Annotated in this window: 20 protein-coding genes; 8 read left to right on the forward strand and 12 right to left on the reverse strand. The window is 72.0% G+C overall.

Going from position 1 to position 24,230, the window contains the following annotated elements; genetic code table 11:
* Nucleotides 1-142 precede the first annotated feature (142 nt).
* Nucleotides 143-2,008 carry an ABC transporter ATP-binding protein gene (locus tag ACIQWR_RS39940; protein WP_404020621.1) on the reverse strand — a complete coding sequence of 622 codons (1,866 nt, stop codon included), beginning with the start codon at nt 2,006-2,008 and terminating at the stop codon, nt 143-145.
* Between the two features lie 108 nt (nt 2,009-2,116).
* Between ACIQWR_RS39940 and ACIQWR_RS39945 the strand changes: the two genes are divergently transcribed.
* The 4 genes from ACIQWR_RS39945 to ACIQWR_RS39960 all read left to right on the forward strand — a co-directional run bounded on the left by ACIQWR_RS39945 (nt 2,117) and on the right by ACIQWR_RS39960 (nt 9,425).
* Nucleotides 2,117-2,611, forward strand: coding sequence for a MarR family winged helix-turn-helix transcriptional regulator (locus tag ACIQWR_RS39945; protein WP_404020624.1), 495 nt, complete (start codon nt 2,117-2,119; stop codon nt 2,609-2,611).
* 28 nt (nt 2,612-2,639) lie between these two features.
* Nucleotides 2,640-5,603 (forward strand): FAD-binding and (Fe-S)-binding domain-containing protein, encoded by a 2,964-nt coding sequence (locus ACIQWR_RS39950; protein WP_404020627.1) that lies wholly within the window; start codon nt 2,640-2,642, stop codon nt 5,601-5,603.
* Between the two features lie 148 nt (nt 5,604-5,751).
* A complete protein-coding gene (locus ACIQWR_RS39955; RefSeq protein ID WP_404020630.1) occupies nt 5,752-7,647 on the forward strand; it encodes an ABC transporter ATP-binding protein in 1,896 nt (631 codons plus the stop codon).
* Nucleotides 7,644-9,425: an ABC transporter ATP-binding protein gene (locus ACIQWR_RS39960; RefSeq protein ID WP_404020633.1), complete on the forward strand. Its 1,782-nt coding sequence runs from the start codon at nt 7,644-7,646 to the stop codon at nt 9,423-9,425. The genes ACIQWR_RS39955 and ACIQWR_RS39960 overlap by 4 nt, the downstream gene beginning before the upstream one ends.
* A 73-nt stretch (nt 9,426-9,498) precedes the next feature.
* Here ACIQWR_RS39960 and ACIQWR_RS39965 read toward each other — a convergent pair whose 3' ends face one another.
* The 7 genes from ACIQWR_RS39965 to ACIQWR_RS39995 form a co-directional block, all read right to left on the reverse strand.
* Entirely contained in the window at nt 9,499-10,491 is a 993-nt protein-coding gene (locus ACIQWR_RS39965; RefSeq protein WP_404020636.1) for an alpha/beta hydrolase, read from the reverse strand.
* 32 nt (nt 10,492-10,523) lie between these two features.
* Entirely contained in the window at nt 10,524-11,531 is a 1,008-nt protein-coding gene (locus tag ACIQWR_RS39970) for a hypothetical protein (protein WP_404020638.1), read from the reverse strand.
* A gap of 13 nt (nt 11,532-11,544) precedes the next feature.
* The gene (locus tag ACIQWR_RS39975) at nt 11,545-12,516 is read right to left on the reverse strand and encodes an LGFP repeat-containing protein (protein WP_404020706.1); all 972 of its coding nucleotides are present in this window, start codon (nt 12,514-12,516) and stop codon (nt 11,545-11,547) included.
* Nucleotides 12,517-12,714: 198 nt separating this feature from the next.
* The gene (locus tag ACIQWR_RS39980) at nt 12,715-14,337 is read right to left on the reverse strand and encodes a serine/threonine-protein kinase (RefSeq protein ID WP_404020651.1); all 1,623 of its coding nucleotides are present in this window, start codon (nt 14,335-14,337) and stop codon (nt 12,715-12,717) included.
* 42 nt (nt 14,338-14,379) lie between these two features.
* Nucleotides 14,380-15,204 (reverse strand): serine/threonine protein kinase, encoded by an 825-nt coding sequence (locus ACIQWR_RS39985; protein WP_404020653.1) that lies wholly within the window; start codon nt 15,202-15,204, stop codon nt 14,380-14,382.
* Between the two features lie 166 nt (nt 15,205-15,370).
* A complete protein-coding gene (locus ACIQWR_RS39990; RefSeq protein ID WP_404020656.1) occupies nt 15,371-16,126 on the reverse strand; it encodes a 2-phosphosulfolactate phosphatase in 756 nt (251 codons plus the stop codon).
* 125 nt (nt 16,127-16,251) lie between these two features.
* Nucleotides 16,252-17,043 carry a metal-dependent hydrolase gene (locus ACIQWR_RS39995; RefSeq protein ID WP_404020709.1) on the reverse strand — a complete coding sequence of 264 codons (792 nt, stop codon included), beginning with the start codon at nt 17,041-17,043 and terminating at the stop codon, nt 16,252-16,254.
* A 143-nt stretch (nt 17,044-17,186) separates the two neighbouring features.
* On the opposite strand from ACIQWR_RS39995, the gene ACIQWR_RS40000 reads away from it, so the two are divergent.
* The 3 genes from ACIQWR_RS40000 to ACIQWR_RS40010 all read left to right on the forward strand — a co-directional run bounded on the left by ACIQWR_RS40000 (nt 17,187) and on the right by ACIQWR_RS40010 (nt 21,218).
* On the forward strand, nt 17,187-19,700 hold the full coding sequence (locus tag ACIQWR_RS40000; protein ID WP_404020659.1) for a DEAD/DEAH box helicase: 2,514 nt from the start codon (nt 17,187-17,189) through the stop codon (nt 19,698-19,700).
* 154 nt (nt 19,701-19,854) lie between these two features.
* Nucleotides 19,855-20,754 carry an acyl-CoA thioesterase gene (locus ACIQWR_RS40005; RefSeq protein ID WP_404020661.1) on the forward strand — a complete coding sequence of 300 codons (900 nt, stop codon included), beginning with the start codon at nt 19,855-19,857 and terminating at the stop codon, nt 20,752-20,754.
* Nucleotides 20,755-20,816: 62 nt separating this feature from the next.
* On the forward strand, nt 20,817-21,218 hold the full coding sequence (locus ACIQWR_RS40010; RefSeq protein WP_354379352.1) for a YchJ family metal-binding protein: 402 nt from the start codon (nt 20,817-20,819) through the stop codon (nt 21,216-21,218).
* On the opposite strand, the gene ACIQWR_RS40015 is transcribed toward ACIQWR_RS40010, so the two are convergent.
* Both ACIQWR_RS40015 and ACIQWR_RS40020 read right to left on the reverse strand, forming a co-directional pair.
* Entirely contained in the window at nt 21,182-21,970 is a 789-nt protein-coding gene (locus ACIQWR_RS40015; protein WP_404020664.1) for a DUF6397 family protein, read from the reverse strand. The two genes, ACIQWR_RS40010 and ACIQWR_RS40015, sit on opposite strands and share 37 nt — an antisense overlap.
* A 130-nt stretch (nt 21,971-22,100) precedes the next feature.
* The gene (locus tag ACIQWR_RS40020) at nt 22,101-22,499 is read right to left on the reverse strand and encodes a roadblock/LC7 domain-containing protein (protein ID WP_404020667.1); all 399 of its coding nucleotides are present in this window, start codon (nt 22,497-22,499) and stop codon (nt 22,101-22,103) included.
* A gap of 106 nt (nt 22,500-22,605) precedes the next feature.
* On the opposite strand from ACIQWR_RS40020, the gene ACIQWR_RS40025 reads away from it, so the two are divergent.
* Nucleotides 22,606-23,034 carry a PPOX class F420-dependent oxidoreductase gene (locus tag ACIQWR_RS40025; RefSeq protein ID WP_404020668.1) on the forward strand — a complete coding sequence of 143 codons (429 nt, stop codon included), beginning with the start codon at nt 22,606-22,608 and terminating at the stop codon, nt 23,032-23,034.
* A gap of 24 nt (nt 23,035-23,058) precedes the next feature.
* On the opposite strand, the gene ACIQWR_RS40030 is transcribed toward ACIQWR_RS40025, so the two are convergent.
* Both ACIQWR_RS40030 and ACIQWR_RS40035 read right to left on the reverse strand, forming a co-directional pair.
* Nucleotides 23,059-23,697, reverse strand: coding sequence for a GTP-binding protein (locus ACIQWR_RS40030; protein ID WP_404020710.1), 639 nt, complete (start codon nt 23,695-23,697; stop codon nt 23,059-23,061).
* Between the two features lie 143 nt (nt 23,698-23,840).
* Nucleotides 23,841-24,221, reverse strand: a complete 381-nt coding sequence (locus ACIQWR_RS40035; protein ID WP_404020671.1) for a DUF742 domain-containing protein — start codon at nt 24,219-24,221, stop codon at nt 23,841-23,843.
* Between the last annotated feature and the right edge of the window lie 9 nt (nt 24,222-24,230).

A 24,230-nucleotide genomic window follows, 5' to 3' on the forward strand; every position in this document is an offset into this window, starting at 1 on the left:
GCCAGCCCCGTCTCGGTCCCCTCGGATATCCCCATAGCACAACAACGACGAGCAACGACGGAAGCAACGACTTGTTTCTCCGCAGGCCCTAACCCGCGGACTGTCGCAATTCGGGCATCTCGACCGTGTGGCGGTCATACGATCACACGGCCACGGAGACGGTCGGCGCCCTCACCGCCACCTCGGCCGGAACCAACGCGCTGTCCCTGCGCACCAGGGCCGCATACCGCCCGTCGGCTTCCAACAGCTCCTCGTGCGTGCCCCGTTCGGCGATCGTCCCGCCATCGAGGACCACGATCTGGTCGGCATCGCGGACGGTGGACAACCGGTGCGCGATGGTGATGGTGGTGCGGCCTTCGGAGAGGGCGTCGATGGCCTTCTGCACGGCATGTTCGGTGCGCGTGTCGAGGGCGCTGGTGGCCTCGTCGAGGATCAGTACCGGCGGGTCGCGCAGGATGGTGCGGGCGATGGCGAGGCGCTGCTTCTCGCCGCCGGAGAACCGGTAGCCGCGCTCGCCGACCAGGGTGTCGTACCCGTCGGGCAGGGACTCGATGTGGTCGTGGATCTGGGCCGCCTTGGCCGCCTGGGCTATCTCCTCGTCGGTGGCGTCCGGCTTGGCGAAGCGGAGGTTGTCGGCCACCGAGGCGTGGAAGAGGTACGTCTCCTGGCTGACCACGCCGATCGAGCGGGCCAGGGAGTCGAAGTCCAGGTCGCGGACGTCGATGCCGTCGAGGGCGACCCGGCCGCCCGTCACGTCGTACAGCCGGGGCACCAGGTAGCTCAGCGTGCTCTTCCCCGAACCGGTCGGGCCGACCACGGCGAGGGAGCCGCCCGCCGGGACCGTGATGTCGATGCCGGTCAGGGTGGGGCCGTGCTTGGCGTCGTAGGCGAAGTCGACGCCCTCCAGCCGGATCTCGCCCTTGGCCTGCTCCAGGCGGACGGCGTCCTCGCGCTCGGTGATGTCCACCGGCAGGTCGAGGTACTCGAAGACGCGGGCGAAGAGGGCCAGCGAGGTCTGGATCTGCACCCCGGTCGACAGCAGGCTCACGGCGGGCCGGAACAGCCCCTGCTGGAGGGTGACGAAGGCGACGAGCGTGCCGACGGAGAGCGAAGGGGCCCCGGACTGGAGGGCGATGCCCGCCGCCCAGTAGATCATCGCGGGCATCGCGGCCATCACGATGCCGATGGTCGACATCCGCCAGCGCCCGGCCATGCTGGAGCGGACCTCCAGTCCGACGAGCTTCTCCGACTCCTCGGAGAACGACCGCGTCAGCGAGTCGGCCCGACCCATGGTGCGGCCCAGCAGGATGCCGCTGACCGACAGGGATTCGGTGACCGTGGCGGCCATGGCCGCCATCTGCTTCTGGCGCTGGGTGGTGATCCGCTTGCGCTCGCGGCCGACCCGACGGCTGATCCACACGAACACCGGCAGCAGGAGCAGCGAGACGAGGGTGAGCCGCCAGTCGAGGGCGAGCATCGCGACGACCGAGGCGACCACGGCCGTCAGGTTGGAGACGAGGGAGGTCGCCGTCGAGGTGACGGTGGCCTGCATTCCGCCGATGTCGTTGGCTATGCGGGACTGCACCTCACCGGTGCGGGTCCGGGTGAAGAACGCCAGCGGCATCCGCTGGAGTTGTGCGTAGACGGCGGTGCGCAGGTCGTGCATGACGCGCTGGCCGACCGTGGTGGAGATCAGGGTCTGGAGCACGCCGAAGACGCTGGTCACGACCGCGGTGAGGATCATGCCGAGCGCGAGCAGGCTGAGCAGTCCCGTGCGCCCCTGGGGGATCGCGACGTCCAGGATCTCCTTCAGCAGGAACGGCGAGGCGACGCCGACCAGCGACGAGGCGCCGACCAGCACGCCCACGACGCCGAGCCGACCCCGGTAGGGGCGGAACAGGCGGGCGATCCGACGCAGCTCACGCGGCTGGTCGGCGGGGGCGGGACGGCTGGGGTCGAGGGCTTCCTTCGATGGCGTCCATTTCGGTTCTTTTCCTTCGGGGCGCATGGGCCTCCTTTGACGGCTCCCGGCAGGACAGCCCTGACGAGACTCCACTGAGCATAGGTCATTGTTACCTATGCTCACAATGAATTGTGTCCTGATACCCTTCCCAGTATGAGCACCGCTTCCGAGACCGACAGCCCAGACAGTTCGGACGGCGTCCTCGCCGAGCAGCTGCTGCGCCTGACCCGTCGGCTGCACCGCATCCAGAAACGCCATCTGGAGCCCCTCGGGATCACCCCCGCCCAGTCCCGCCTGCTGCGCACGGTCGCCCACTACTCCGAAGCCGAACCTCCCCGAATGGCGGATCTGGCCGCCCGCCTGGAGGTCGTGCCCCGCGCGGTGACCACCCTCGTCGACGGCCTGGAGGCGGCCGCGTGCGTGCGCCGGGTGCCGGACACCGCCAATCGCCGGGTCATCCGGATCGAGCTGACCGAGACCGGCCGCGCCACGCTGCGCAGGCTGCGCAACGCGCGAACGGGCGCCGCAGAGGAGATCCTGGCTCCGTTGACCACCGATCAGCGCGAACTGCTCGGCGGCCTGCTCAACGCCCTGGCCGACGGACCGGCCGACGGACCGGCCGACGGGCGGGCGGAGCGCAGCTGCTGACGCGGAGCGCCTAGCCCAGGGGGCACCCATGCCGCTGCTGGAGCCGAAGCCGGGAGCCCTGCGCCCGCGCACCGTCAGCGGTCCGGCCCCCGACCGGGTGCCCGAGCGACTGGCGGCCGGCACGCCCGAGCCGCTGCGCTCCGAGCTGATCGCGCTGCTGGGCGCCGACAAGGTGCTGTGGCAGGTCTCCGACCTGGTCCGCTACGCCTCGGACGCCTCCCCCTACCGCTTCGTGCCGCAGGTCGTCGTGATCGCCGAGGACATCGACGACGTCTCGACCGTGCTGTCCTACGCCCACGGCAAGCAGCGCGAGGTGGTCTTCCGGGCCGCCGGGACCTCGCTGAACGGCCAGTCCCAGGGCGAGGACATCCTGGTCGACGTGCGCCGCCACTGGGCGGGCGTCGAGGTGCTGGAGGGCGGGCTGCGCGCCCGGATCCGCCCCGGGACCACCGTGCTGCGCGCCAACGCCGCGCTCGCCCGGCACGGCCGGGTGCTCGGCCCCGACCCGGCCAGCGCGATCGCCTGCACGCTCGGCGGGGTGGTCGCGAACAACGCGTCGGGCATGACCGCGGGGACCACGCGGAACTCGTACCGCACCCTGTCCTCGCTCACCTTCGTGCTCCCGGGCGGCACCGTCGTGGACACCGCGGACCCGCTGGCCGACGAGGAGCTGGCGCGCGCCGAGCCCGCGCTGTGCCGCGCCCTGATGGAGATCAAGCGGGAGATCGAGGCCGATCACCGGCTGACCGCCCGGATCCGCGCCAAGTACGAGATCAAGAACACCACCGGCTACCGGCTGGACGCCTACCTCGACGGGACCACCCCGGTGGAGATCCTGCGCGGGCTGATGGTCGGTTCCGAGGGCACCCTCGGTTTCCTCTCCGAGCTGGTCTTCGACACCCTGCCGCTGGACCGCGAGCTGTACAGCGGGCTGCTCTTCTTCCCCTCGCTGCCCGCCGCCGCGGCAGCCGTTCCGCTCTTCAACGCGGCGGGCGCGATCGCCGTCGAGCTGATGGACGGCAACACGCTGCGCGCCTCGGTCAGCGTGGCGGGCGTACCCGCCGACTGGGCCGCGCTGCCCAAGGACACGACCGCCCTGCTCGTGGAGTTCCGGGCGCCGGACGCCGCGGGCCGGGACCGCTACGAGCGGCGGGCGGCCGAGGTGGTCGCGGGGCTGGAGCTGGTCGCGCCGGTGGCCTCGGTGACCAACGCCTTCACCACCGACGCCGCGACCATCGCCGGCTACTGGAAGGCCCGCAAGGCCTTCGTCACCGCCGTCGGCGGGGCCCGCGCCGCGGGCACCACCCTGATCACCGAGGACTTCGCGGTCCCGCCCGCCCGCCTCGCCGAGGCCTGCGCGGCGCTGCTGGAACTCCAGGCGGAGCACGGTTTCGACGCCGCCGTCGCCGGTCACGCGGCCCACGGCAACCTGCACTTCCTACTGGCCTTCGACGCCGCGCTGCCCGCCGACGTGGAGCGGTACGGCGCCTTCATGGACGCCTTCTGCCGGCTGACCGTCGAGCGCTTCGACGGCTCGCTGAAGGCCGAGCACTCCACGGGACGCAACATGGCCCCCTTCCTCGAACTGGAATGGGGCACGGCGGCCACCGAGCTGATGTGGCGCACCAAGCAGATCGTCGACCCCGACGCGGTGCTCGCGCCGCGGATCCTGCTCGACCGCGATCCGCGGGCCCACCTGCGCGGGCTCAAGACCATCCCGCGGGTGGAGGCCGTCGCCGACCCCTGCATCGAGTGCGGGTTCTGCGAGCCGACCTGCCCCAGCAAGGACCTGACGACCACCCCGCGGCAGCGGATCGTGCTGCGCCGCGAGATGATGCGCCAGCAGCCCGGCTCCCCCGTGCTGGACGGGCTGCTCGCGTCCTACGGCTACGACGCGGTGGACACCTGTGCGGGCGATTCCACCTGCAAACTCGCCTGTCCGGTCGGCATCGACACCGGCGCCCTGATGAAGGACTTCCGCCACCGCAGGCACAGCCCGCGCGAGGAACGGACGGCCGCGCTCGTCGCGAAGCGGTTCGGGGCCGTGGAGACGGCGGCCCGGCTCGCGGTCGCCGCGGCCGACCGGATCACCGACCGGGTCGGGGACGGTCCGTTGCGGCTGGTCACGGGGGTCGCGCGCAAGGCCGTACGGCCGGACCTGGTCCCGCAGTGGCTGCCCCAGATCCCGGGCGCCGCCGCCCGGGCCCTGCCCGTCACCCGGCGGGTCGGCGCCTGCGCCGTCTACTACCCGGCCTGCGTCAACCGGATCTTCGGGGGCCCGGGCGCCGACCGCGGTCACGACTCCGGGGACGCCGCGGGCGGCCCGTCGCTGCCCGAGGCGGTGGTCGCCCTGTCCGAGCGGGCGGGCAAGCCCGTGTGGATCCCCAAGGACGTCACCGGGACCTGCTGCGCGACCATCTGGCATTCCAAGGGTTACGACGCCGGGAACCGGCTGATGGCCAACCGCATCGTGGAGGCCGCCTGGGGCTGGACCGCGGGCGGGCGGCTGCCGCTCGTCGTCGACGCCTCCTCCTGCACCCTGGGCATCGCGCACGAGGTGGTCCCGTACCTGAGCGCGGACAACCGCGAGCTCCACGCCGAACTCACCGTCGTCGACTCCGTCGTCTGGGCGGCCGAGGAACTGCTGCCACATCTGGAGGTGCTGCGCACGGTCGGTTCGGCGGTGCTGCATCCGACCTGCTCGATGCGCCATCTGGGTGACGAGGCCCAACTGCGGGCGGTGGCCGAGGCCTGCGCCCGGGAGGTGGTCGTACCGGACGACGCGGGATGCTGTGCCTTCGCCGGGGACCGCGGCATGCTGCACCCGGAGCTGACGGACGCCGCGACGGCGCGCGAGGCGGCGGAGGTCGCGGAGCGGTCCTACGACGTCCACCTGTCCGCGAACCGCATGTGCGAGGTGGGCATGGACCGGGCCACCGGGCACTCCTACTACTCGGCGCTCCTCGAACTGGAGCGGGCCACCCGCCCCTGAGACTGCCCTGGCACGGTCCCTCCCACGGTCTCCGATCCCCGGACGACCATGGCTGGTTCTCGTCGGAACAACGGAAAATCGATTGCCCCGCATGCTGTTCAAAGGCGAACCTTGCACGGTTTGAACCACTACCGAGTCATGGGGCGTCATGCAGATCAGCGATCTTCCGTATCCGGACCCAGGGGTACCCGACACGCGATCCGGGCCCCGGTTCCTGCTGTGGCTGGGGCGCAATCAGCTGGGCGGGCAGTTCAAGAGCCTGTGCTGGGGGCTGATGCACCACTGCGGGATCGCGGGCCTGCCCTTCGCCGTCGGGCTCGGTGTCGAGGCGGTCGTGGACCGCGACGGAACCCGGTTGATCCTGGTCGGCGGGCTCATCCTGCTGCTCGGGATCGCCATCTCGCTCGGTGACACGATGCTGCACCGGACGGCCGTGACCAATTGGATCACCGCCGCCGCCCGCGTCCAGCAGCTCCTCGCCCGCAAGACCGCCGAGTTGGGCGCCGCACTCAGCCGACGCGTCGCGGCCGGCGAGGTGGTGGCGGTGTCCACGGGCGACGTCGAGAAGATCGGCTGGTTCGTCGAGGCGGTCTCCCGCTTCCTCGCCGCCGCCTTCGCCGTCGTCGTGATCTGCGTGGGCCTGATCCTCTACGCGCCCGCCCTCGGCGTGGTCGTGGCGATCGGGGTTCCCGTACTGGCCGTGGCCGTGCTGCCGTTGCTGCCGCACGCCACCCAACGTGCGGACGTCCAGCGCGAGAAGGCGGGCAGGGCCACCGAACTGGCCTCCGACACCGTGGCCGGGCTGCGCGTGCTGCGCGGCATCGGCGGCGAGGAACTCTTCCTCGGCCGCTACCGCGAAGCGTCGCAGGAGGTCCGCAAGGCGGCCGTGCGCAGCGCCCGGATGTGGTCGCTGATCTCGGCGATCCAGGTCCTGCTGCCGGGCCTGCTCCTCATCACCGTGGTCTGGTACGGCGCCGAGCTCGTCCTCGCCGGGCGGATCACGGTGGGCGAACTCGTCGCCGTGTTCAGCGCGGTGGCGCTGATGCTCTACCCGCTGCGGCACTTCGAGGAGATCGCCATGGCGTACTCCTTCTCGCGGCCGTCGGCCAAGCGCGCCGCCCGGGTGCTGTCGCTCACCCGTACGGACCCCGAGGCGGACCCCGCCCCCGACGCGGAGCCGGGCACCCTCGCCGACACGCCGACGGAGCCGGCGCCCGCGAAGGCGGAGACGGCAGCCGCTCGGCCGCCCGCCGCGCCGGCTCCCGGAGGGGACCTCTACGACCCGGAGACCGGGCTGTTGGCCCCCGCCGGCCTGTTCACCGCGGTGGTCTGCGGGGACCCGGACCTGGCGGGACGGCTGGCGGAACGCCTCGGCGGGCATCCCGCCGACGCCGTCGGCAGCCCCTCCGTGCTGCTGGGCGGGGTCCCGCTCGACGACCTGGAGCTGGACACGGCGCGCACGCTGGTGCTCGTCCAGGACAAGGACCCGGTGCTGATCTCCGGCACGCTGCGCGAACTGCTCGACGTACCGGCCTCCGGTGCGGTCGGGGCCGCGGAGGCCCTTGAAGCCGCCCAGTGCGCGGACGTGCTCGACGCGCTGACGCAGTCCGCGCCCGACGGCGTGGACGACCCGATGGACGCGCGGATCACCGAGCGCGGACGCTCACTGTCGGGCGGCCAGCGCCAGCGGCTCGCGCTGGCGCGCTCGCTGGTCACCGACCCGGACGTGCTGGTGCTGGACGAGCCGACCTCCGCGGTCGACTCCCACACCGAGGCCCGGATCGCGGGCGGCGTCGCGGCGCTGCGCGCGGGGCGCACCACGGTGGTCCTGGCCTCGTCACCGCTACTGCTGGACCGCGCCGACCGGGTCGTCCTGGTCGACGGCGGCACGGTCTCGGCGGTCGGTACGCACCGTGAACTGCTGCAGGACGAGCCGCGCTACCGCGCGGTCGTCACGCGCGAGACGGACGAGGAACAGCTGCTCGACGCGGTCGAGGGGCTCGACACGTTGCGGGAACTCACAGAGATCGAGGAATCAGCATGATCGGCGTGGTGGCGCCGGAGTACGATCCGGCCGCCCCCGAGACCGTCGCCACCCTTCCGGTGGGCACGTCGGCGACGGTTCGGGGCTATGTGCGCGGGCTGCTGCGGCGGCACCGACGGGCTTTCGTCCTCCTGGTCACGGTCAACGCGGTCGCGGTGATCGCGTCCATGATCGGCCCCTACCTGCTCGGTCAGGTGGTCGACGACCTCGCGGCGGGGGCGCGCGAACTGCACCTGGGGCGCGTGGCGCTGCTGTTCGCGCTGGCCCTGCTCGTCCAGACGCTCTTCGTCCGGACGGTCCGGCTGCGCGGGGCCGTGCTCGGCGAGGAGATGCTGGCGGATCTGCGCGAGGACTTCCTGGTCCGTTCGGTGGGCCTGCCGCCGGGCGTGCTGGAGCGCGCGGGCACCGGTGACCTGCTGTCCCGGATCACCACGGACATCGACCGGCTCGCCAACGCGATGCGCGAGGCGGTGCCCCAGCTGGCCATCGGCGTGGTGTGGGCGGGGCTGCTCTTCGGGGCGCTCGCCGTGACCGCGCCGCCGCTGGCGCTGGCCGCCCTGGTGGCCCTGCCGGTCCTGGTCTTCGGCTGCCGGTGGTACTTCAAGCGGGCGCCCTCCGCGTACCGGTCGGAGTCGGCGGGCTACGCGGCGGTCGCCGCGGTGCTCACCGAGACGGTGGACGCGGGCCGCACGGTCGAGGCGCACCGCCTGGGCGGGCGCCGGATCGCCCTGTCCGAGCAGCGCATCAAGGAGTGGACGGCCTGGGAGCGCTACACGCTGTTCCTCCGGTCGGTCCTCTTCCCGGTCATCAACGTCACCTACGTGACCATCCTCGGCTCGGTGCTGCTGATCGGCGGCTACTGCGTCCTCCAGGGGTGGATGTCGGTGGGGCAGATGACCACCGGCGCGCTGCTGGCCCAGATGATGGTCGACCCGATCGGACTGATCCTGCGCTGGTACGACGAACTCCAGATCGCCCAGGTCTCCCTGGCCCGGCTGGTCGGGGTGCGCGAGATCGAGCCCGACGCGGGCGACGAGCAGGTGGTGCCGGACGGGCGCGACGTACGGGCCGACTCGGTCCGGTTCGGCTACCGCGAGGGGGTGGACGTACTGCACCAGGTGTCCCTGTCGGTGCCGCCGGGGACCCGGATGGCGCTGGTCGGGCCCTCCGGAGCGGGCAAGTCCACGCTGGGCAGGCTGCTGGCGGGCATCTACGCGCCGCGCTCGGGCGAGGTCACGCTCGGCGGGGCCGAGCTGTCGCGGATGCCCGCGGAGCGGGTGCGCGCGCACGTGGCGCTGGTCAACCAGGAACACCACGTGTTCGTGGGAAGCCTGCGCGACAACCTGCGGCTCGCCCGGTCGGGCGCCGAGGACGCGGAGTTGTGGGCCGCGCTGGGCGCGGTGGACGCCGACGAGTGGGCCAAGGGGCTGGAGGACGGGCTGGACACCGAGGTCGGCTCCGGCGCCGCGGCGCTGACCCCGGCGCAGGCGCAGCAGATCGCGCTGGCCCGGCTGGTGCTGGCCGATCCGCACACGCTGGTGCTGGACGAGGCGACCTCGCTGCTGGATCCGCGGGCGGCCCGGCACCTGGAGCGCTCGCTGGCCCGGGTGCTGGAGGGCCGTACGGTCGTGGCCATCGCCCACCGGCTGCACACGGCGCACGACGCGGACGTGATCGCGGTGGTCGAGGCGGGCCGGATCAGCGAGCTGGGGTCCCACGACGAACTGGTCGCGGCGGACGGAGCGTACGCGGCGCTGTGGCGCTCCTGGCACGGCTGAGCGGGAGGATCCGAGCCATAGGCGCGTGCCCCGTACCGTCCCCTTGAGGGGGGAGGGTACGGGGCACGTTCGTTCACGCCTTGCGGAGCCGGTCGATGATGCCGTCGAGGTCCCGGGTCAGCATGTAGTCGCGCACGAAGTGGCCGCCGGGCTCCTCGTGCGACTCGTGCGCGATCCCGACCCGGTCGAGGGCGCCGCGGAACTCACGCTGTCCGGCGAGCACCTGGGTCTCGTTGAAGGTGTCGAAGGCGTTCGTCCGGTCGGGGCTGGTGCCGGCGACGAGGAAGACCCGCTTGTTGCGGTAGCTCTCGATGCGTTCCATCGGGTTGTCGGCGGTGACCCTGGCCTGGTCCCACGGCACGCCGTAGACCGTGCCGCCGCCGAGGTCCAGGGCGCCCGAGGAGACGTTCGCCCAGTGCACGACGGCGCCGCCGTCGCGGCGCAGGCTGGCGGGGCCGGAGTGGGAACTCACCGAGGCGAAGTGGCCCCAGTACTTGGCCGCGTACTTCAGGGCGCCGAAGCCGCCCATCGAGAAACCGGAGACGGCGCGGCCGTCGTATTCGGCGAAGGTCCGGAAGTTGGCCTCGACCCAGGGGATCAGCTGCCCGATGTGGAAGGTCTCCCAGTTGCGGGGGCCGACGTTGGAGGTGACGGCGTTGGAGTACCAGCCCGCGTGCCCGCCGTCGGGCATCACGACGATGATCGGCTTGCCCTGGGTCAGTTCCCGGATGCGGAGGCGGTCGAAGGTGATGAAGTCCTGGTCGGTGCCGCCGCCGTGGAACAGGTAGAGGACGGGGTAGGTGCGCCCGCTCCAGTGGTAGTCGTCCGGGAGCAGGACGTTGACGGCGGGCTGCCAGCCGATCGCGTCGGTCTGGAAGCGGTAGTACCACATGCGGGGGTCGCCCTCGCCGCGGTCCACGATGTGCAGGCCGCCCGCGTCGCCGACCGCCGCGGCCGACGTGGCGGAGGCGAGGACGCCCCCGGCGCCGAGGGCCATCGCGGCGGAGAGCCCGCCGACGGTCTTGAGGAGGTTCCTGCGGGTGGGACGGTGCTGCTCGTTCACCATGATCTCCTGATCACGAAGCGAATGGATGGTCGTCAGTTATTGGTGGTCCAGGTGCCCCGGGCGGGGTTCCAGTGGATGGTGACCTTCTGGAAGCGCTGGGCCTTTCCGCCCGCCTCGTCCACCTCGTCACCCACGGGGTAGCCGAGCGCCGCCTCGTGGCCGCCCGCGTGGAAGGCGTCGTAGATCGCACCGTGCACCACGTGCGCTCCCGTCTGCGCCGACCACATGAACAACCCGCGCTCGAAGAACTGGTAACGGCCCCGCGTGCCGTTCGGTGCCTGCGAGGCGTCCGCCTCGTCCATCGTCGGGAAGCCCCAGCGCCGCTCCGCGTCCGTGGCCCAGAACTTGTCGCGGATGTCCCCGTAGATCGCGTGGGCCTCGTCCGGGTGCCAGAGGATGATCCCGTTCTGGAAGGCCTGGAAGCGGCCGCCCATCATGGAGTCCCGTTCGCCCGCGGTCGGTCGGCCGAGCGCGCCGCCCGGCCCGCCCATGCCGTCGTACTTCGCCCCGATCGCGCCGTAGGGCATGAGGTCGTCCAGCAGGTTGTACCGGCGGGGCGTGAAGCCGCGCAGCCCGTCGCCCCAGACGCGTTCCTCGGCCACCTGCCCGAAGTCGTACTCCTCCCGGACCACCGGCTGCGTGTGCCCCGGGTCCGCCCAGCGGACGAACAGCGCCACGTGGTCGGTGCCGCCCGCGTCCTTGAGCAGGATGTCGCCGGGCTGTAGATCGCCCGCCGGCACGTCGAAGGTCACGTTCCACAGGGACCAGGTGGTCAGGGACGATTCCAGGTTCCAGGCCATCGACACGAAGCCCGAGCAGTCGGGCCGGTAGCAGCCGAACTGGTTCTCGTGGCAACCGCTCTGGGAGTAGGGCACCCGCTCGGCGATCCACGACCACGCGCGGTCCATCGCCTCACCGCGCCCGATCGGCCCGCCCCGGTCCGACGCGCTCGCCGCGGGCGCCGCCACGAAGGTCACGGCGGTGGCCGCCATCATCAGTGTCAGCGCCCCGACCGCACGCCGAAGGATCAGCGCTCTCATGGCTGTCTCCTGGTCAGTTGGTGGTGGTCCAGGTGCCCCGGGCGGGGTTCCAGTGGATGGTGACCTTCTGGAAGCGCTGGGCCTTTCCGCCCGCCTCGTCCACCTCGTCACCCACGGGGTAGCCGAGCGCCGCCTCGTGGCCGCCCGCGTGGAAGGCGTCGTAGATCGCACCGTGCACCACGTGCGCTCCCGTCCGCGCCGACCACATGAACAACCCGCGCTCGAAGAACTGGTAACGGCCGCGGGTTCCGTCCGGCGCCGGTGCGGCGTCCGCCTCGTCCATCGTGGGGAAGCCCCAGCTCCGCTCGGCGTCCGTCGCCCAGAACTTGGCCAGGATGTCCCCGTAGATCGCGTGGGCCTCGTCCGGGTGCCAGAGGATGATCCCGTTCTGGAAGCCCTGGAAGCGGGCGCCCATCATGGCCGCCTCCTCGGCGCGGACCGGCCAGCCGAGGGGGCCGCCGTGGCCGCCCAGGCCCTCGTACTTCGCCCCGATCGCGCCGTACGGCTGGAAGGCCTCGTCCCGCTGCGCCCGGGCGGCGCCCTCCACCGCGTCGTACCGGTCCGGATAGGCGGAGCGCTGGACGGCCTGCGCGAGTTGACCGGGGGTGCTGCCCTCCATGCCCGGCTCCATCTGGAGGGCCACCTCGAAGAACTTGCCCGCCGCGTAGTCGACGTCGAGGATCTGCTCCCGCGAGCCCCACCCCTGCGAGGGCCGCTGCTGGAAGACGCCGAGCGAGTCCCGGTCCCCGCAATCGAGGTTGTTCATGCGGGACTCGACCCAGCCGGTCTCGAAGCCTGCGAGCATCACCTTGTCGGAGACGTTCATGCGCTGACCGACCTCGTACACCTTGCGCGTCACCGCGATGTCCCGCTGCGCCGGTATGTCGCAGAACATCTCGGCGGTCGCGGTGTGGCCGAGGGGGCCGGGCACCTGCTGGACTCCCTGTGCCCAGGCCGGGGCGCACAGGGCGGACACCGCCGTCATGACCAGCAGGACCACTGTTCTCGATCTCGTACGTCGTACCGCCTCGCCACGCACCAGCCTGCTCCTTCGCTGCGGGTCGCCTTGCGTCGGCCTCCGTGTGGGGGTGCGGTCCGCGGACCGACGGGCCACAACGTACGGGCGGGGCAGGGCGGGACCGCATCCGGAACGCTCCGGAGTGACAGCGTGCGGTGGTGTCCGCTACCTCTGGTTCCCGGTGCCGGTCGGTGGCGCCGGGCACGTCGGCAGCGTGGGGCGGCCCCCGGTGCGTACGGCGGGCAGCCAGGCGTCGGGGCGGGCCGAGCCCGGAGGGAGGTGGACGTGGTACCAGTAGGTCGAGCGCGTGCCCGACTCGTCGATGATGGGGATCCCGTCGGGGAGTTGGCAGTCGGCGTCGAGGACGTCGCCGTGCCACACCCGGGTCGCCACGACGTTGTCGGCGGTGTACGGCCGCCGGGGGTCGATCGCCAGGCCGAGGCTGCACTGCGCGTCCCGGTCCATCCGGGCCAGGCAGCTGTGCTCGGCGTTGAACACCACGACCGGGTACGATACTTCGCCCATCCGGCCGCTCGCCGAGGTCCCGTACGCCCCGGGCGGCGCGGACCCGCCATCGCCCCGCACGGCGTAGGCCCAGCCCGCGGCGAGCGCCCCGCACACGGCGACGGCCGCGAGGGCGGCGAGGACCCGGCCGCGCCGCCGCGCGGCGGGGCGTGCGGCCCCGGTGCGGTCGGACGCCGTGCGGTCGGACGCCGTGCGGGCCGCGATGCGGGTGTGCAGGCTGCCGGCGGTGTGGGGGGCGCGCGTGACGTGGTTCGGAGCCAGGCAGTCGGTCGCGAGCGCGCGCCAGAACGGCGGCACCGCGGTGTCCAGCCGCAACGGTGCCCGCCCGTCGGCGTATTCCTGCGCCACGGCGCCGCGCGCCATCGGGGTGGCGCCGGGGAAGGGCGAGGCTCCGGCGGCGAACACCTCGTGGATCACGATGCCCAGCGCCCAGATGTCGGCGCTCGGGCGGACCTCCACCCCGCGCTCGCCGAGCGGGGCCTTCCATCGTTCGGGCGGGAGGTAGTCGAAGGTGCCCATCGGGGGCGCGTACCCGTGGGTGCCTTCGATGCCGGTCAGTTCCGTGGCGATGCCGAAGTCCGCGAGCTTGGCCGAACCGTCGGCCATGATCAGGACGTTGTCCGGTTTGAGGTCGCCGTGCACCCACCCGGTGCGGTGCAGGTGGGCGAGGCCCTCGCAGACCTCCTCGATCAGTCTGGACCCCTGCGCCTCGCTCAGCGGCTCGGCCAACAGATCGCGCAGGCTGCACCGGGCCCGTTCCATGACCAGGACGATCGCGCCGTCCAGGAACGGCTGGTCCGGGTCGCTGAGCACGACGGAGTCCAGGAGCCCGATCAGGCGCGGGTGGCGGGAACGGCTGCACAGCTCGACCTCGCGACGGGCGGCCTCCGCGACCGACCGGGCCTGGCGCGGGGAGAGTCCGGCGGTCGGCAGGAACTTGAGCGCGACGTCGGCGGGAGCGGGATCCACGTCGGGACCCGGGCCGGTGTCGGGACCCGGACCGATGCCCGCAACCGGACCGGTGCCCGCAACCGGGCCGGTGTCCGCAACCGCGTCGCGGACCGGCCCGTCGACGGACGCCCGGGCGCGGGGAGCGCCATCGACGGGGCGTCCCGCGTAGACCGTGGCCCAGCCGCCCGCCGCGATCGGCTCGACGACCTCCCAGGCGCCGACGCGGTATCCGCGCGGAAGGGGCTGCGCGCACTCACTTCCCGCTGTGTCGGCCGTGCCGTGCACCGTCTGCTCCTCCGGCCCGCCGGCCATATCGGTCCGCTCCCGCGTCCGCCGCGGGACGCCCTGCCGGGGTCATCGCACCGTCTCCCGCTTGCGCGTGCCGGCCGGGAAGCGGGGCGGCAACAGCGCGAGGTGCTCCTCCCGGACGAGCCCGAACCGCAGGGCGAGTCCGACGAGCGTCTCCCGCTTGCCGTTGCGCCGCGTGCTGCGGCGGGGATCGCACTCCGCCGGGGCGCTGATCCGCATCTTCTCCTCGGCGAGGTAGTCGATGTGGGAGCTGACCGCACGCGCCGTCAACAGTGCGCAGGCGGCGTGGCCTTTGAGTCGATCGACGATCTCGGGAGTGGTCGGCACCGCGACCGGCGACTCGTCCCGCAGGCGCGGTTCGCAGAGCGCGACCAGGACGAGGAAATAGGTGGCCGTCTCGTCCAGCGAGTAGGCGTTGACGGTACGGCTCCCCCCGTGACCGCCGCGACCCGCCGCGGCTCTCATGACGTCCGGGTCCAGGTAGACGTGGTCGGGCGCGAACACCTGGAAGGAGACGGTGGAGTTGCCGCGCGTGGGCAGCACCACCCGCGAGAACTCGAAGGGGATGGGCGCCCCGGCCCGGCGCGGCGGCACCCGGAGGTACTCCCCCGCCCCTTCGGGGTTCTCCACCAGATAGCTCTGATGGGCGCTGTGGTTGCTCAGCTGCCAGTGGTCGTCGGTCACCCGGATCTCTCCCGCCAACCGGGAGATCGCCGGGTCGAGGAGCCGGAGTTCCACCGGCGTGGTGGTGGACCCCCGTCCGAACCGGGCCATTTCGCCCGGCCCGAGCCGTAACGTCACCGCGTCGCCGAACGGCTCCTCGCCCACGCCGTCGTTCCCTTGCGGCAGGTAGACCACTATCCCGCTCACGGTTCCCCCGTTCTCGACCCGCGCCAGCGGGCTTCGCCCCGAACGACGTTACCCACCCGTAAAGGAGTTCGACGCCGGGATGCGGCCGCATTGGCTGGGACTCACCGTGAGACTGTCCGACCGGCCGGCATGTCCGGCCGGGGACGCGGGTGCCAGCGGGGTGCGGTCACCCAGCTGCCGCGAACGCTCCGTCGGTCAGGATCGGGACGATGTCGCAGACGTCCGCTTCGGTCGCGATGTCCACGTCCCCGGCGAAGCCTCCGTCCGCGAGTTCTCGACCGGATGCGCTGCCCGTGACCGCGATCACGACATCCGGCGTCGCCTCGAAGCAGTCGGCTGCGGCGGCCGCTTCGGGCGACAGCGGGCCGCCACTGTGCTTCCGTAGGGCCGCGAGGACCGCTCCGGCGCCGAGCAGATCCTCCAGCGCGGGGCGCAGAGTGCCGTCGGGCCATCGCTCGCCCGAGGCGATCACGGCGACCGGGCGGTCGACGGTTCCGAAACCCTGACGGGCGAGCCAACGGCCCACTGCCGACGCGTTGCGCAGGCAGCCCGCGATCACCAACGACTCCCCGGCCGCGGCGGCGATCGCGGAACCGTTGGGAGAGGGCAGGACCAGGCGCGGGGCGAACGGGGCACTCCTCAGCGCCGCCGGGGACAGCGACCACGGGAACGCCGGCGTGGCCATCCGCCGACCGACGGCCAACCGTGCGCCCATCTCATCGGCGAACCTCGACGCGGACTCGTCACGCCAGGCATAGGGGAAGACTCGCGTCCCGGACTCCACGGCCACCGTCACCGAGGTCGTGAACGACAACACGTCGACGACCACCACACACGCGACGCCCGCCGCGAGCCGCTGCGCGCCGACGGGCCCCCAATCGAATCGCGCTCCGCTACCCGACTGCAAAAACCAATCGTCCATAGCCGAATTCCGTCCCTTCGCATCCGGCCACCAACGCCGGAGAGGGCCGACCAACCCTCGGAGCAGCCATCCCGCCGCCCCTGATCGGGCCCTCGCCGGAGCAACTCGGAATCGCCCTGATCGCCCTAGATGAAGCCGAGCGCCGCTGCGCCGCCGACCCCGCCGAGCAGCATGAACACCGGCATCAGGACCTTCAGCTCGACCCAGCTGCCCGCGCGGAAGCGCATCATCTTCGGCGGGCCGATCGGGTACCAGCGCTTGCCGGCGATCGGGATGGGCCACAGGACGGGGCAGCCCGACACGGTCAGGGCGTCCCCGATGTCGTGGACCAGGGCGCCGAGCACGATCGGCAGGCCGAGCCACAGGTACTCCTGGCCGGGACCGGTGAACAGCCAGTTCGCGCCGTTGCCGGGCTGGTCCAGCACACCGGCCAGTATCCAGGCGCTGGTGGCGCCGAGGAGCCAGACGAGGACGTCGCTGGACATCCGGGCGGCCCGCCAGAGCAGGCCCTCGACGGCGAGCACGAGGTGGACGAAGAGCAGGGCCAGGACGCCCCAGCGGTCCGTGGTGACCGCCAGTGCCGAGGCGCCGCCACCGATCAGGACGGCCCACAGCCAGGTGTGGGTGAGGGTGCGGTGGCCGCCGGTCCGGCGGGCGTCGCGCGGAGCGCGGGTGGCCTTGTAGACGGCGTAGGAGATCTTGTCGACCACCTCGCACAGGCCGCGGGACAGCGGCCCGAAGGCGCGCGAGATCGTCGCCGACTTGTGGTCGAGGTCGGGGGCCAGGGCAGCGCCCGCGCAGATGAGCGCCCCGACGACGAGGACCGGCCAGGGCATGGGGTGGCCGGCGGCCGCGGTGGCCGCGCCCACCCCCAGCCAGGCCGCTGCCCCGGAGAGTGAGTGCGCCGGACCCATCATGTCGTTCCCGCCCCAGTGGTGTGGAGGTCGGGCCCAGTTGACGGTTTCGATCGGACCCGGTCGACGGCACAGCGTACCGTCGATGATCTTCTTTCCCGCCGCCGGTTCCCTCATCCGGCGGGAAGCCAGGCAAGATGGGGGGTGTGACCCTCATTGATCAGCTCCCGCCGAACGCCGACCCCGACGCCCTCTTCGAGGCTTTCTCCTCGTGGGCGGAGGACCAGGGCATCACCCTGTACCCGGCGCAGGAGGAGGCCCTGATCGAGGTCGTCTCGGGCGCGAACGTGATCCTCTCCACGCCGACCGGCTCCGGGAAGAGCCTGGTGGCCGCCGGAGCGCACTTCACCGCACTGGCCCAGGACAAGGTCACCTTCTACACCGCGCCGATCAAGGCCCTGGTGTCGGAGAAGTTCTTCGACCTGTGCAAGCTCTTCGGCACCGAGAACGTCGGCATGCTGACCGGCGACGCCTCGGTCAATTCGGACGCCCCGGTGATCTGCTGCACCGCCGAGGTGCTGGCCTCCATCGCGCTGCGCGACGGCAAGAACGCCGACATCGGCCAGGTCGTGATGGACGAGTTCCACTTCTATGCCGAACCGGACCGCGGCTGGGCCTGGCAGATCCCGCTGCTGGAGCTTCCGCAGGCACAGTTCATTCTGATGTCGGCCACTCTCGGTGACATGAAGCGGTTCGAGGAGGACCTGACCCGGCGCACCGGGCGCCCGACCTCGTTGGTCCGCTCCGCGACCCGGCCCGTCCCGCTGTCGTACGAGTACGTCACCACGCCGATCACCGACACCATCACCGAGCTGCTGGAGACCCGGCAGGCACCCGTGTACATCGTGCACTTCACCCAGGCCCAGGCGGTCGAGCGGGCGCAGTCGCTGATGAGCATCAACATGTGCACGCGTGAGGAGAAGGACAAGATCGCCGAGCTGATCGGCCACTTCCGCTTCACCACCAAGTTCGGCCAGAACCTCTCGCGCTACGTCCGTCACGGCATCGGCGTGCACCACGCGGGCATGCTGCCGAAGTACCGGCGACTGGTCGAGAAGCTGGCCCAGGCGGGTCTGCTCAAGGTCATCTGCGGCACCGACACCCTCGGCGTCGGCGTGAACGTCCCGATCCGCACCGTGCTCTTCACCGCGCTCACCAAGTACGACGGCACCCGGGTGCGCACGCTGCGGGCGCGCGAGTTCCACCAGATCGCCGGTCGGGCCGGGCGGGCGGGCTTCGACACCGCGGGGTACGTGGTCGCCCAGGCACCCGAGCACGTGATCGAGAACGAGAAGGCGCTGGCGAAGGCCGGCGACGACCCGAAGAAGCGCCGCAAGGTGGTCCGCAAGAAGGCCCCCGAGGGCTTCGTCGCCTGGTCCGACACCACCTTCGAGAAGCTGATCGGCGCCGACCCGGAGCCGCTGACCTCGCGCTTCAAGGTCACGAACATCATGCTGCTGTCGGTCATCGCCCGCCCCGGCGACGCCTTCCAGGCCATGCGCCACCTCCTGGAGGACAACCACGAGCCGCGCAAGAACCAGCTGCGCCACATCCGCCGGGCCATCGCGATCTACCGCTCCCTGCTGGACGGCGGCGTGGTCGAGAAGCTCGACGCTCCCGACGCGGAGGGCCGCACCATCCGGCTCACCGTCGACCTCCAGCAGGACTTCGCGCTGAACCAGCCGCTGTCCACCTTCGCGCTGGCCTCCTTCGACCTGCTGGACCCGGAGTCCCCCTCCTACGCGCTGGACATGGTCTCGGTCGTGGAGTCCACGCTGGACGACCCGCGCCAGATCCTCGCCGCGCAGCAGAACAAGGAGCGCGGCATCGCCGTGGGCGCGATGAAGGCCGACGGGATCGAGTACGAGGAGCGGATGGAGCGCCTCCAGGACGTCACCTATCCCAAGCCGCTCGAAGAGCTGCTCCTGCACGCCTACGACGTGTACAGCAAGAGCCACCCGTGGGTCCGCGACCACCCGGTCTCCCCGAAGTCGATCATCCGCGACATGTACGAGCGCGCGATGACCTTCACCGAGTTCACCTCCTACTACGAGCTGGCGCGCACCGAGGGCATCGTGCTGCGCTACCTGGCCGGTGCCTACAAGGCGCTCGACCACACCATCCCGGACGACCTCAAGTCCGAGGACCTCCAGGACCTCATCGCCTGGCTCGGCGAGCTGGTCCGCCAGGTCGACTCCAGCCTGCTCGACGAGTGGGAGCAACTGGCGAACCCCGAGGTGGAGACGGCGGAGCAGGCCCAGGAGAAGGCCGACCAGGTCAAGCCGGTCACGGCGAACGCCCGTGCCTTCCGGGTCCTCGTCCGCAACGCCATGTTCCGTCGGGTGGAGCTGGCCGCCCTGGACAACCTCCACGCGCTGGGCGAGCTGGACTCCGAGTCCGGCTGGAACGCCGACGCCTGGGGGGATGCGATGGACGCCTATTGGGACGAGTACGACGACCTCGGCACCGGTCCGGACGCGCGCGGCCCCAAGCTGCTGATGATCGAGGAGGACGCGGAGCACGGCCTGTGGCGCGTCCGCCAGGCCTTCGCCGACCCCAATGGCGACCATGGATGGGGCATCAGCGCCGAGGTCGACCTCGTGGCCTCCGACGAGGAGGGCCGGGCGGTCGTCCGGGTCACCGCCGTCGGCGAGCTCTGACCGTCCCGCAACCATCCGGTCCGCAACCATCCGGTCCGCACCCGTCCGGTCCGGATCCGTCCGGTCCGGGACGGATCCGGCGCCGGCCCCACCTCCGTCCGGCGCCCTCGACACCACCGGCACCGCCGCCCCCGACCTCAGTGGAGAACCCCTGATGACGAACCCCGCCGAGAGACTGGTCGACCTGCTCGACCTGGAGCAGATCGAGGTCAACATCTTCCGCGGCCGCAGTCCCGAGGAGTCGCTCCAGCGGGTCTTCGGCGGCCAGGTGGCCGGCCAGGCGTTGGTGGCGGCGGGCCGCACCACCGAGGGCGGCCGCCCGGTCCACTCGCTGCACGCGTACTTCCTGCGCCCCGGGATCCCCGGGGTGCCGATCGTGTACCAGGTGGAGCGGGTGCGTGACGGGCGCTCCTTCACCACCCGGCGCGTCACCGCGGTCCAGCAGGGCAAGACCATCTTCAACCTCACCGCCTCCTTCCATCAGCCGGAGGACGGCAGCATCGAGCACCAGCTGCCTCCTCGTCTGGACTTCCCGCACCCCGACACGCTGCCGAAGGTCGCGGACGAGATCCGCGAACACCTGGGGGCGCTGCCCGAGGCGCTGGAGCGGATGGCCCGTCGTCAGCCCTTCGACATCCGGTACGTGGACCGGCTCCGCTGGACCCCCGAGGACCTCAAGGACGCCGATCCGCGCAGCGCCGTGTGGATGCGCGCGGTGGGCCCGCTGGGCGACGACCCGCTCGTCCACACCTGCGCCCTGACCTACGCCAGCGACATGACCCTCCTCGACGCCGTGCGCATCCCGGTGGAGCCGTTGTGGGGGATGCGCGGTTTCGACATGGCGAGCCTGGACCACGCCATGTGGTTCCACCGTCCCTTCCGGGCGGACGAGTGGTTCCTCTACGACCAGGAGTCCCCCATCGCCCACGGGGGCCGGGGGCTGGCCCGCGGCCGGATCTACGACGTGGAGGGCAGGCTGCTGGTCTCCGTCGTACAGGAGGGCCTCTTCCGCCCCTACCCCGCCCGGCCGCCGAAGCCGAGCCAGCCCTCCTGAACCTGCGGAACCTCCGCACCGCCCTCCCCTGCCGACCTGTCACCGAAGAGCTGAGCGCACCCATGCCGACCCCGGTCCTCCCCTGCCCCTGCGGGCTGCCCGCCGCCTACCCGGACTGCTGCGGACGCTTCCACTCCGGCGAGCGGCAGGCACCCACCGCGGAGCTGCTGATGCGGTCCCGCTTCAGCGCCTTCGCCGTCGGGGACACCGCCTACCTGCTCCGCTCGTGGCACCCCTCGACCCGCCCGGGGCGGCTCGATCTGGATCCGGGCCAGCGCTGGGAGCGCCTGGAGATCCTGGGTACGGAGCGCGGCGGCATGTTCGAGACCGAGGGCACGGTGGAGTTCCGGGCGCACTACCGCGAGGGCGGACACGCCGGCTCGCTGCTCGAACACAGCACCTTCTCCCGCGAGGGCGGCGCCTGGGTCTACGTCGGCCCCCTCTCCCCCGTCGTCTTCGACTGATCCCTGGCGCCGGCGAGCGCGAACTCCAGGCTGGTCCGGTACCAGCGCAGCTCGTCCGGGGGCTCCGCCCGCATCAGGGCGGTGGCCACGGCCGCCGCGGCCGGGACCTGCGGGTGACCGTAGGGCGGGGGCGGGGCGAGCCCCGCGAGCAGGATCCGCTCGGCCCGGTCGGGCACCGCCCGCTCCAGCTCCGCCTCCGGCAGCACGGAGGCCAGGACCGCCGCCCGCTCCCAGGGATCCGCGGTGCGTCTCAGCAGCAGCCCCACATGCCGGCCGCGCCACCGCCGGGGTCTCAGATCCGCCCGGGCCTCGACCAGCGCCCTGTCCTCCGGGGGCGCGCTCCCGTGCAACAGCGCCGGCTCCCTCACCGTGAACTCGGCCAGCTCGGCGGCGAGGTAGAGCCAGACGACGGCCCGGTAGCGGTTGATCCGGTAGCCGACCGGTGTGACCCGCCCGCAGCGCGCGAGCCGGGTGAACCGACCCGGGCTCATCCCCATCGACCCGGCCGCCTCCGCCGCGCCCACCGTCCGCACCCGCTCGCGCAGGGCGTCCGGGAACCCGGCGGCCCTCCTGACCCGGTCCAGCTCGCCGCGCGCGAACCGCGCGGCCCCGCTCGACGCGCACGGCCCGGCCCGCACCATCCCCAGCTGCACGGCCCGGGCGAGCTCGCCCCGCCGCAGCCCCAGCTCCTCGGCGGCCCGGGCGCCGCCGACCACCTCTGCCACCCCGGCGGGCCCCGACCCCGCCGTCACGTCCCTGCTCCTGACCTCCATCACGGTCCTCCCCCACACAGCTCGATTACCCTGTGTGAAGACCGTAACGCAGAGCGACGAAAGCCCGCGAGCCCTGTGGATAACTCCCCGACTCGCCGCCCCAGCCGCCCTAGCCGCCGGTGATGCGCCGCTCGGTGACGCCCAGGTGCTCGCCCACCCGGTTGACCAGCAGCGTCATCTCGTACGCGACCTGCACGTAGTCCGCCTCGGTCGCGGTCAGCACGCACAGCGAACTGCCCGCCCCCGCCGCCATCACCAGCAGCACGCCCTCGTCGTACTCGATCACCGTCTGGCGCACCTCACCGGCCCGGAAGTGCCGCCCGGAGCCCTTCGCGAGACTCTGCAGTCCGGCCGAGACCGCCGCCAGGTGCTCCGCGTCCTCCCGTGCCAGGCCAGCGCTCGCGCTCGTCACCAGCCCGTCGTTGGAGAGCACCACCGCGTGCCGGACCTGCTGGACCCTGCGCGTCAGGTCGTCCAGCAGCCAGTCGAGCTGCTTGTCCAGTGCCATTTTCCGCCCCTCCCCGTCGACCCGGCCGGTCCGGCCGCGCCCACCCCCGCATAGTCGTCCCGCAAGCCTTGCCCACCAGCGGCTTTCCGGCAAGGAGGATGTCTCCATGGCACAGAAGATGACTCAAGAGGAATGGCGCGGGTTCGTCTCGCACTCCACCCGCACCGGAAAGCTGTCGACCGTCCGCGAGGACGGAAGCCCCCACATCGCTCCCATTTGGTTCGTACTCGACGGCGATTCCTTCGTTTTCAACACCGGTAAGGACACCGTCAAGGGGCGCAATCTGGCCCGCGACGGCCGCGTCGCCCTCTGCGTGGACGACGACCGGCCGCCGTTCTCCTACGTCGTCCTGCAAGGACGGGCCACGATCACCGAGGACATGGACGACACGCTCCTGTGGGCCACCCGGATCGGCGGGCGCTACATGGGCGAGGAGCGGGCCGCGGCCTTCGGCCGCCGCAACGCCGTCCCGGGCGAACTCCTCGTCCGGGTCCGGATCGACAAGGTGATCTCGGCGGTGGGCATCACCGACTGAGGCCCCCGCGCGCAGGCCCGGCCCTCACACGGAGTCCGCCTGCGGCTCGACCGCTTCGAGGAGCCGGGCGGTGTGCATCCGCCCGGCGTACTCGACCAGCCTGATCAACACTTCCTTCCCCGAGTCCTTGTCCCGCGCGTCGCACAGCACCACGGGAGTGCCCGGCTCCAGGTCGAGCGCCCGCGAGACCTCGCGCGCGCCGTAACCCCGGGCGCCCGAGAAGCAGTTGACGGCCACCACGAAGGGGATGCCCCGGTGCTCGAAGTAGTCGACCGCCGGGAAGCAGTCCTGTAGCCGCCGGGTGTCGGCCAGCACCACCGCTCCCAGCGCGCCCTGCGACAACTCGTCCCACAGGAACCAGAAGCGGTCCTGCCCGGGCGTCCCGAACAGGTACAGCGACAGGCCCTCCCGGATGGTGATCCGGCCGAAGTCCATGGCCACCGTGGTCGTGGTCTTCTGGTCCACCCCGCCCGTGTCGTCGACCAACTCGCCGGCCTCACTGAGCAGTTCCTCGGTCCGCAGCGGACGGATCTCGCTGACAGCGCCCACCAGCGTGGTCTTGCCCACCCCGAAGCCGCCGGCCACGAGTATCTTCAGGGCGAGCGGAGCCAGTTCCTCCTCCGCTGCCGCTGCCGCTTCCGGCCCCTGGACGTGCTGTCCCATCATTGTCGTCCCATCCGTCTCGTACCGTCCGTCCCGTCCGTCTCGAACCGCGGCTCTCGCACCGCGCGTATCGAAAGCGTGCGTCGCGGCGCCGCCCGTCCCGCCGCCGCCCGTCGCTCCGCCGCCCGTCCCGCACCACCCCGTCACAACGCCCGCAGGCCTTCGATGACCTCGCGCAGGATCCGCTCGTCCGGCAACCGGGCGGGCGGTACGGGCCTGCTCACCCGGACGTGGCCCGCCTCCAGCAGGTCCCCGAGCAACACCCGGACCACGCCGACCGGCAGGTCCGCGTCGGCCGCGAGCTCCGCGACCGACTGGGTCTCGGAACGGCAGAGTCCGAGCAGGGCCCGGTGTTCCGGTCCGAGCAGCGACTCCTCCGCCGCGTCCGCGGCTCCCGGTTCGACGACCACCAGCGCGATCAGGTCGAAGCGCACCCCGTGCGGACCGGGCTTGGTGCGCCCGCCCGTCATGGCGTACGGGCGGACCAGCGGGCCCGCATCGGCGTCGTACCACTGGCCGTTCACCGTTTCGGC

Origin of the sequence: Streptomyces sp. NPDC098789 (genome assembly GCF_044759975.1) — a bacterium.
GTDB lineage: Bacteria > Actinomycetota > Actinomycetes > Streptomycetales > Streptomycetaceae > Streptomyces.

What these genes read in the sequence shown, in the direction of transcription:
- ACIQWR_RS39940 (WP_404020621.1), bottom strand. Translation starts at nt 2,008, where the DNA reads ATGCGCCCCGAAGGAAAAGAACCGAAATGGACGCCATCGAAGGAAGCC.
- ACIQWR_RS39945 (WP_404020624.1), top strand. Translation starts at nt 2,117, where the DNA reads ATGAGCACCGCTTCCGAGACCGACAGCCCAGACAGTTCGGACGGCGTC.
- ACIQWR_RS39950 (WP_404020627.1), top strand. Translation starts at nt 2,640, where the DNA reads ATGCCGCTGCTGGAGCCGAAGCCGGGAGCCCTGCGCCCGCGCACCGTC.
- ACIQWR_RS39955 (WP_404020630.1), top strand. Translation starts at nt 5,752, where the DNA reads ATGCAGATCAGCGATCTTCCGTATCCGGACCCAGGGGTACCCGACACG.
- ACIQWR_RS39960 (WP_404020633.1), top strand. Translation starts at nt 7,644, where the DNA reads ATGATCGGCGTGGTGGCGCCGGAGTACGATCCGGCCGCCCCCGAGACC.
- ACIQWR_RS39965 (WP_404020636.1), bottom strand. Translation starts at nt 10,491, where the DNA reads ATGGTGAACGAGCAGCACCGTCCCACCCGCAGGAACCTCCTCAAGACC.
- ACIQWR_RS39970 (WP_404020638.1), bottom strand. Translation starts at nt 11,531, where the DNA reads ATGAGAGCGCTGATCCTTCGGCGTGCGGTCGGGGCGCTGACACTGATG.
- ACIQWR_RS39975 (WP_404020706.1), bottom strand. Translation starts at nt 12,516, where the DNA reads ATGACGGCGGTGTCCGCCCTGTGCGCCCCGGCCTGGGCACAGGGAGTC.
- ACIQWR_RS39980 (WP_404020651.1), bottom strand. Translation starts at nt 14,337, where the DNA reads ATGGCCGGCGGGCCGGAGGAGCAGACGGTGCACGGCACGGCCGACACA.
- ACIQWR_RS39990 (WP_404020656.1), bottom strand. Translation starts at nt 16,126, where the DNA reads ATGGACGATTGGTTTTTGCAGTCGGGTAGCGGAGCGCGATTCGATTGG.
- ACIQWR_RS39995 (WP_404020709.1), bottom strand. Translation starts at nt 17,043, where the DNA reads ATGATGGGTCCGGCGCACTCACTCTCCGGGGCAGCGGCCTGGCTGGGG.
- ACIQWR_RS40005 (WP_404020661.1), top strand. Translation starts at nt 19,855, where the DNA reads ATGACGAACCCCGCCGAGAGACTGGTCGACCTGCTCGACCTGGAGCAG.
- ACIQWR_RS40010 (WP_354379352.1), top strand. Translation starts at nt 20,817, where the DNA reads ATGCCGACCCCGGTCCTCCCCTGCCCCTGCGGGCTGCCCGCCGCCTAC.
- ACIQWR_RS40020 (WP_404020667.1), bottom strand. Translation starts at nt 22,499, where the DNA reads ATGGCACTGGACAAGCAGCTCGACTGGCTGCTGGACGACCTGACGCGC.
- ACIQWR_RS40025 (WP_404020668.1), top strand. Translation starts at nt 22,606, where the DNA reads ATGGCACAGAAGATGACTCAAGAGGAATGGCGCGGGTTCGTCTCGCAC.
- ACIQWR_RS40030 (WP_404020710.1), bottom strand. Translation starts at nt 23,697, where the DNA reads ATGGGACAGCACGTCCAGGGGCCGGAAGCGGCAGCGGCAGCGGAGGAG.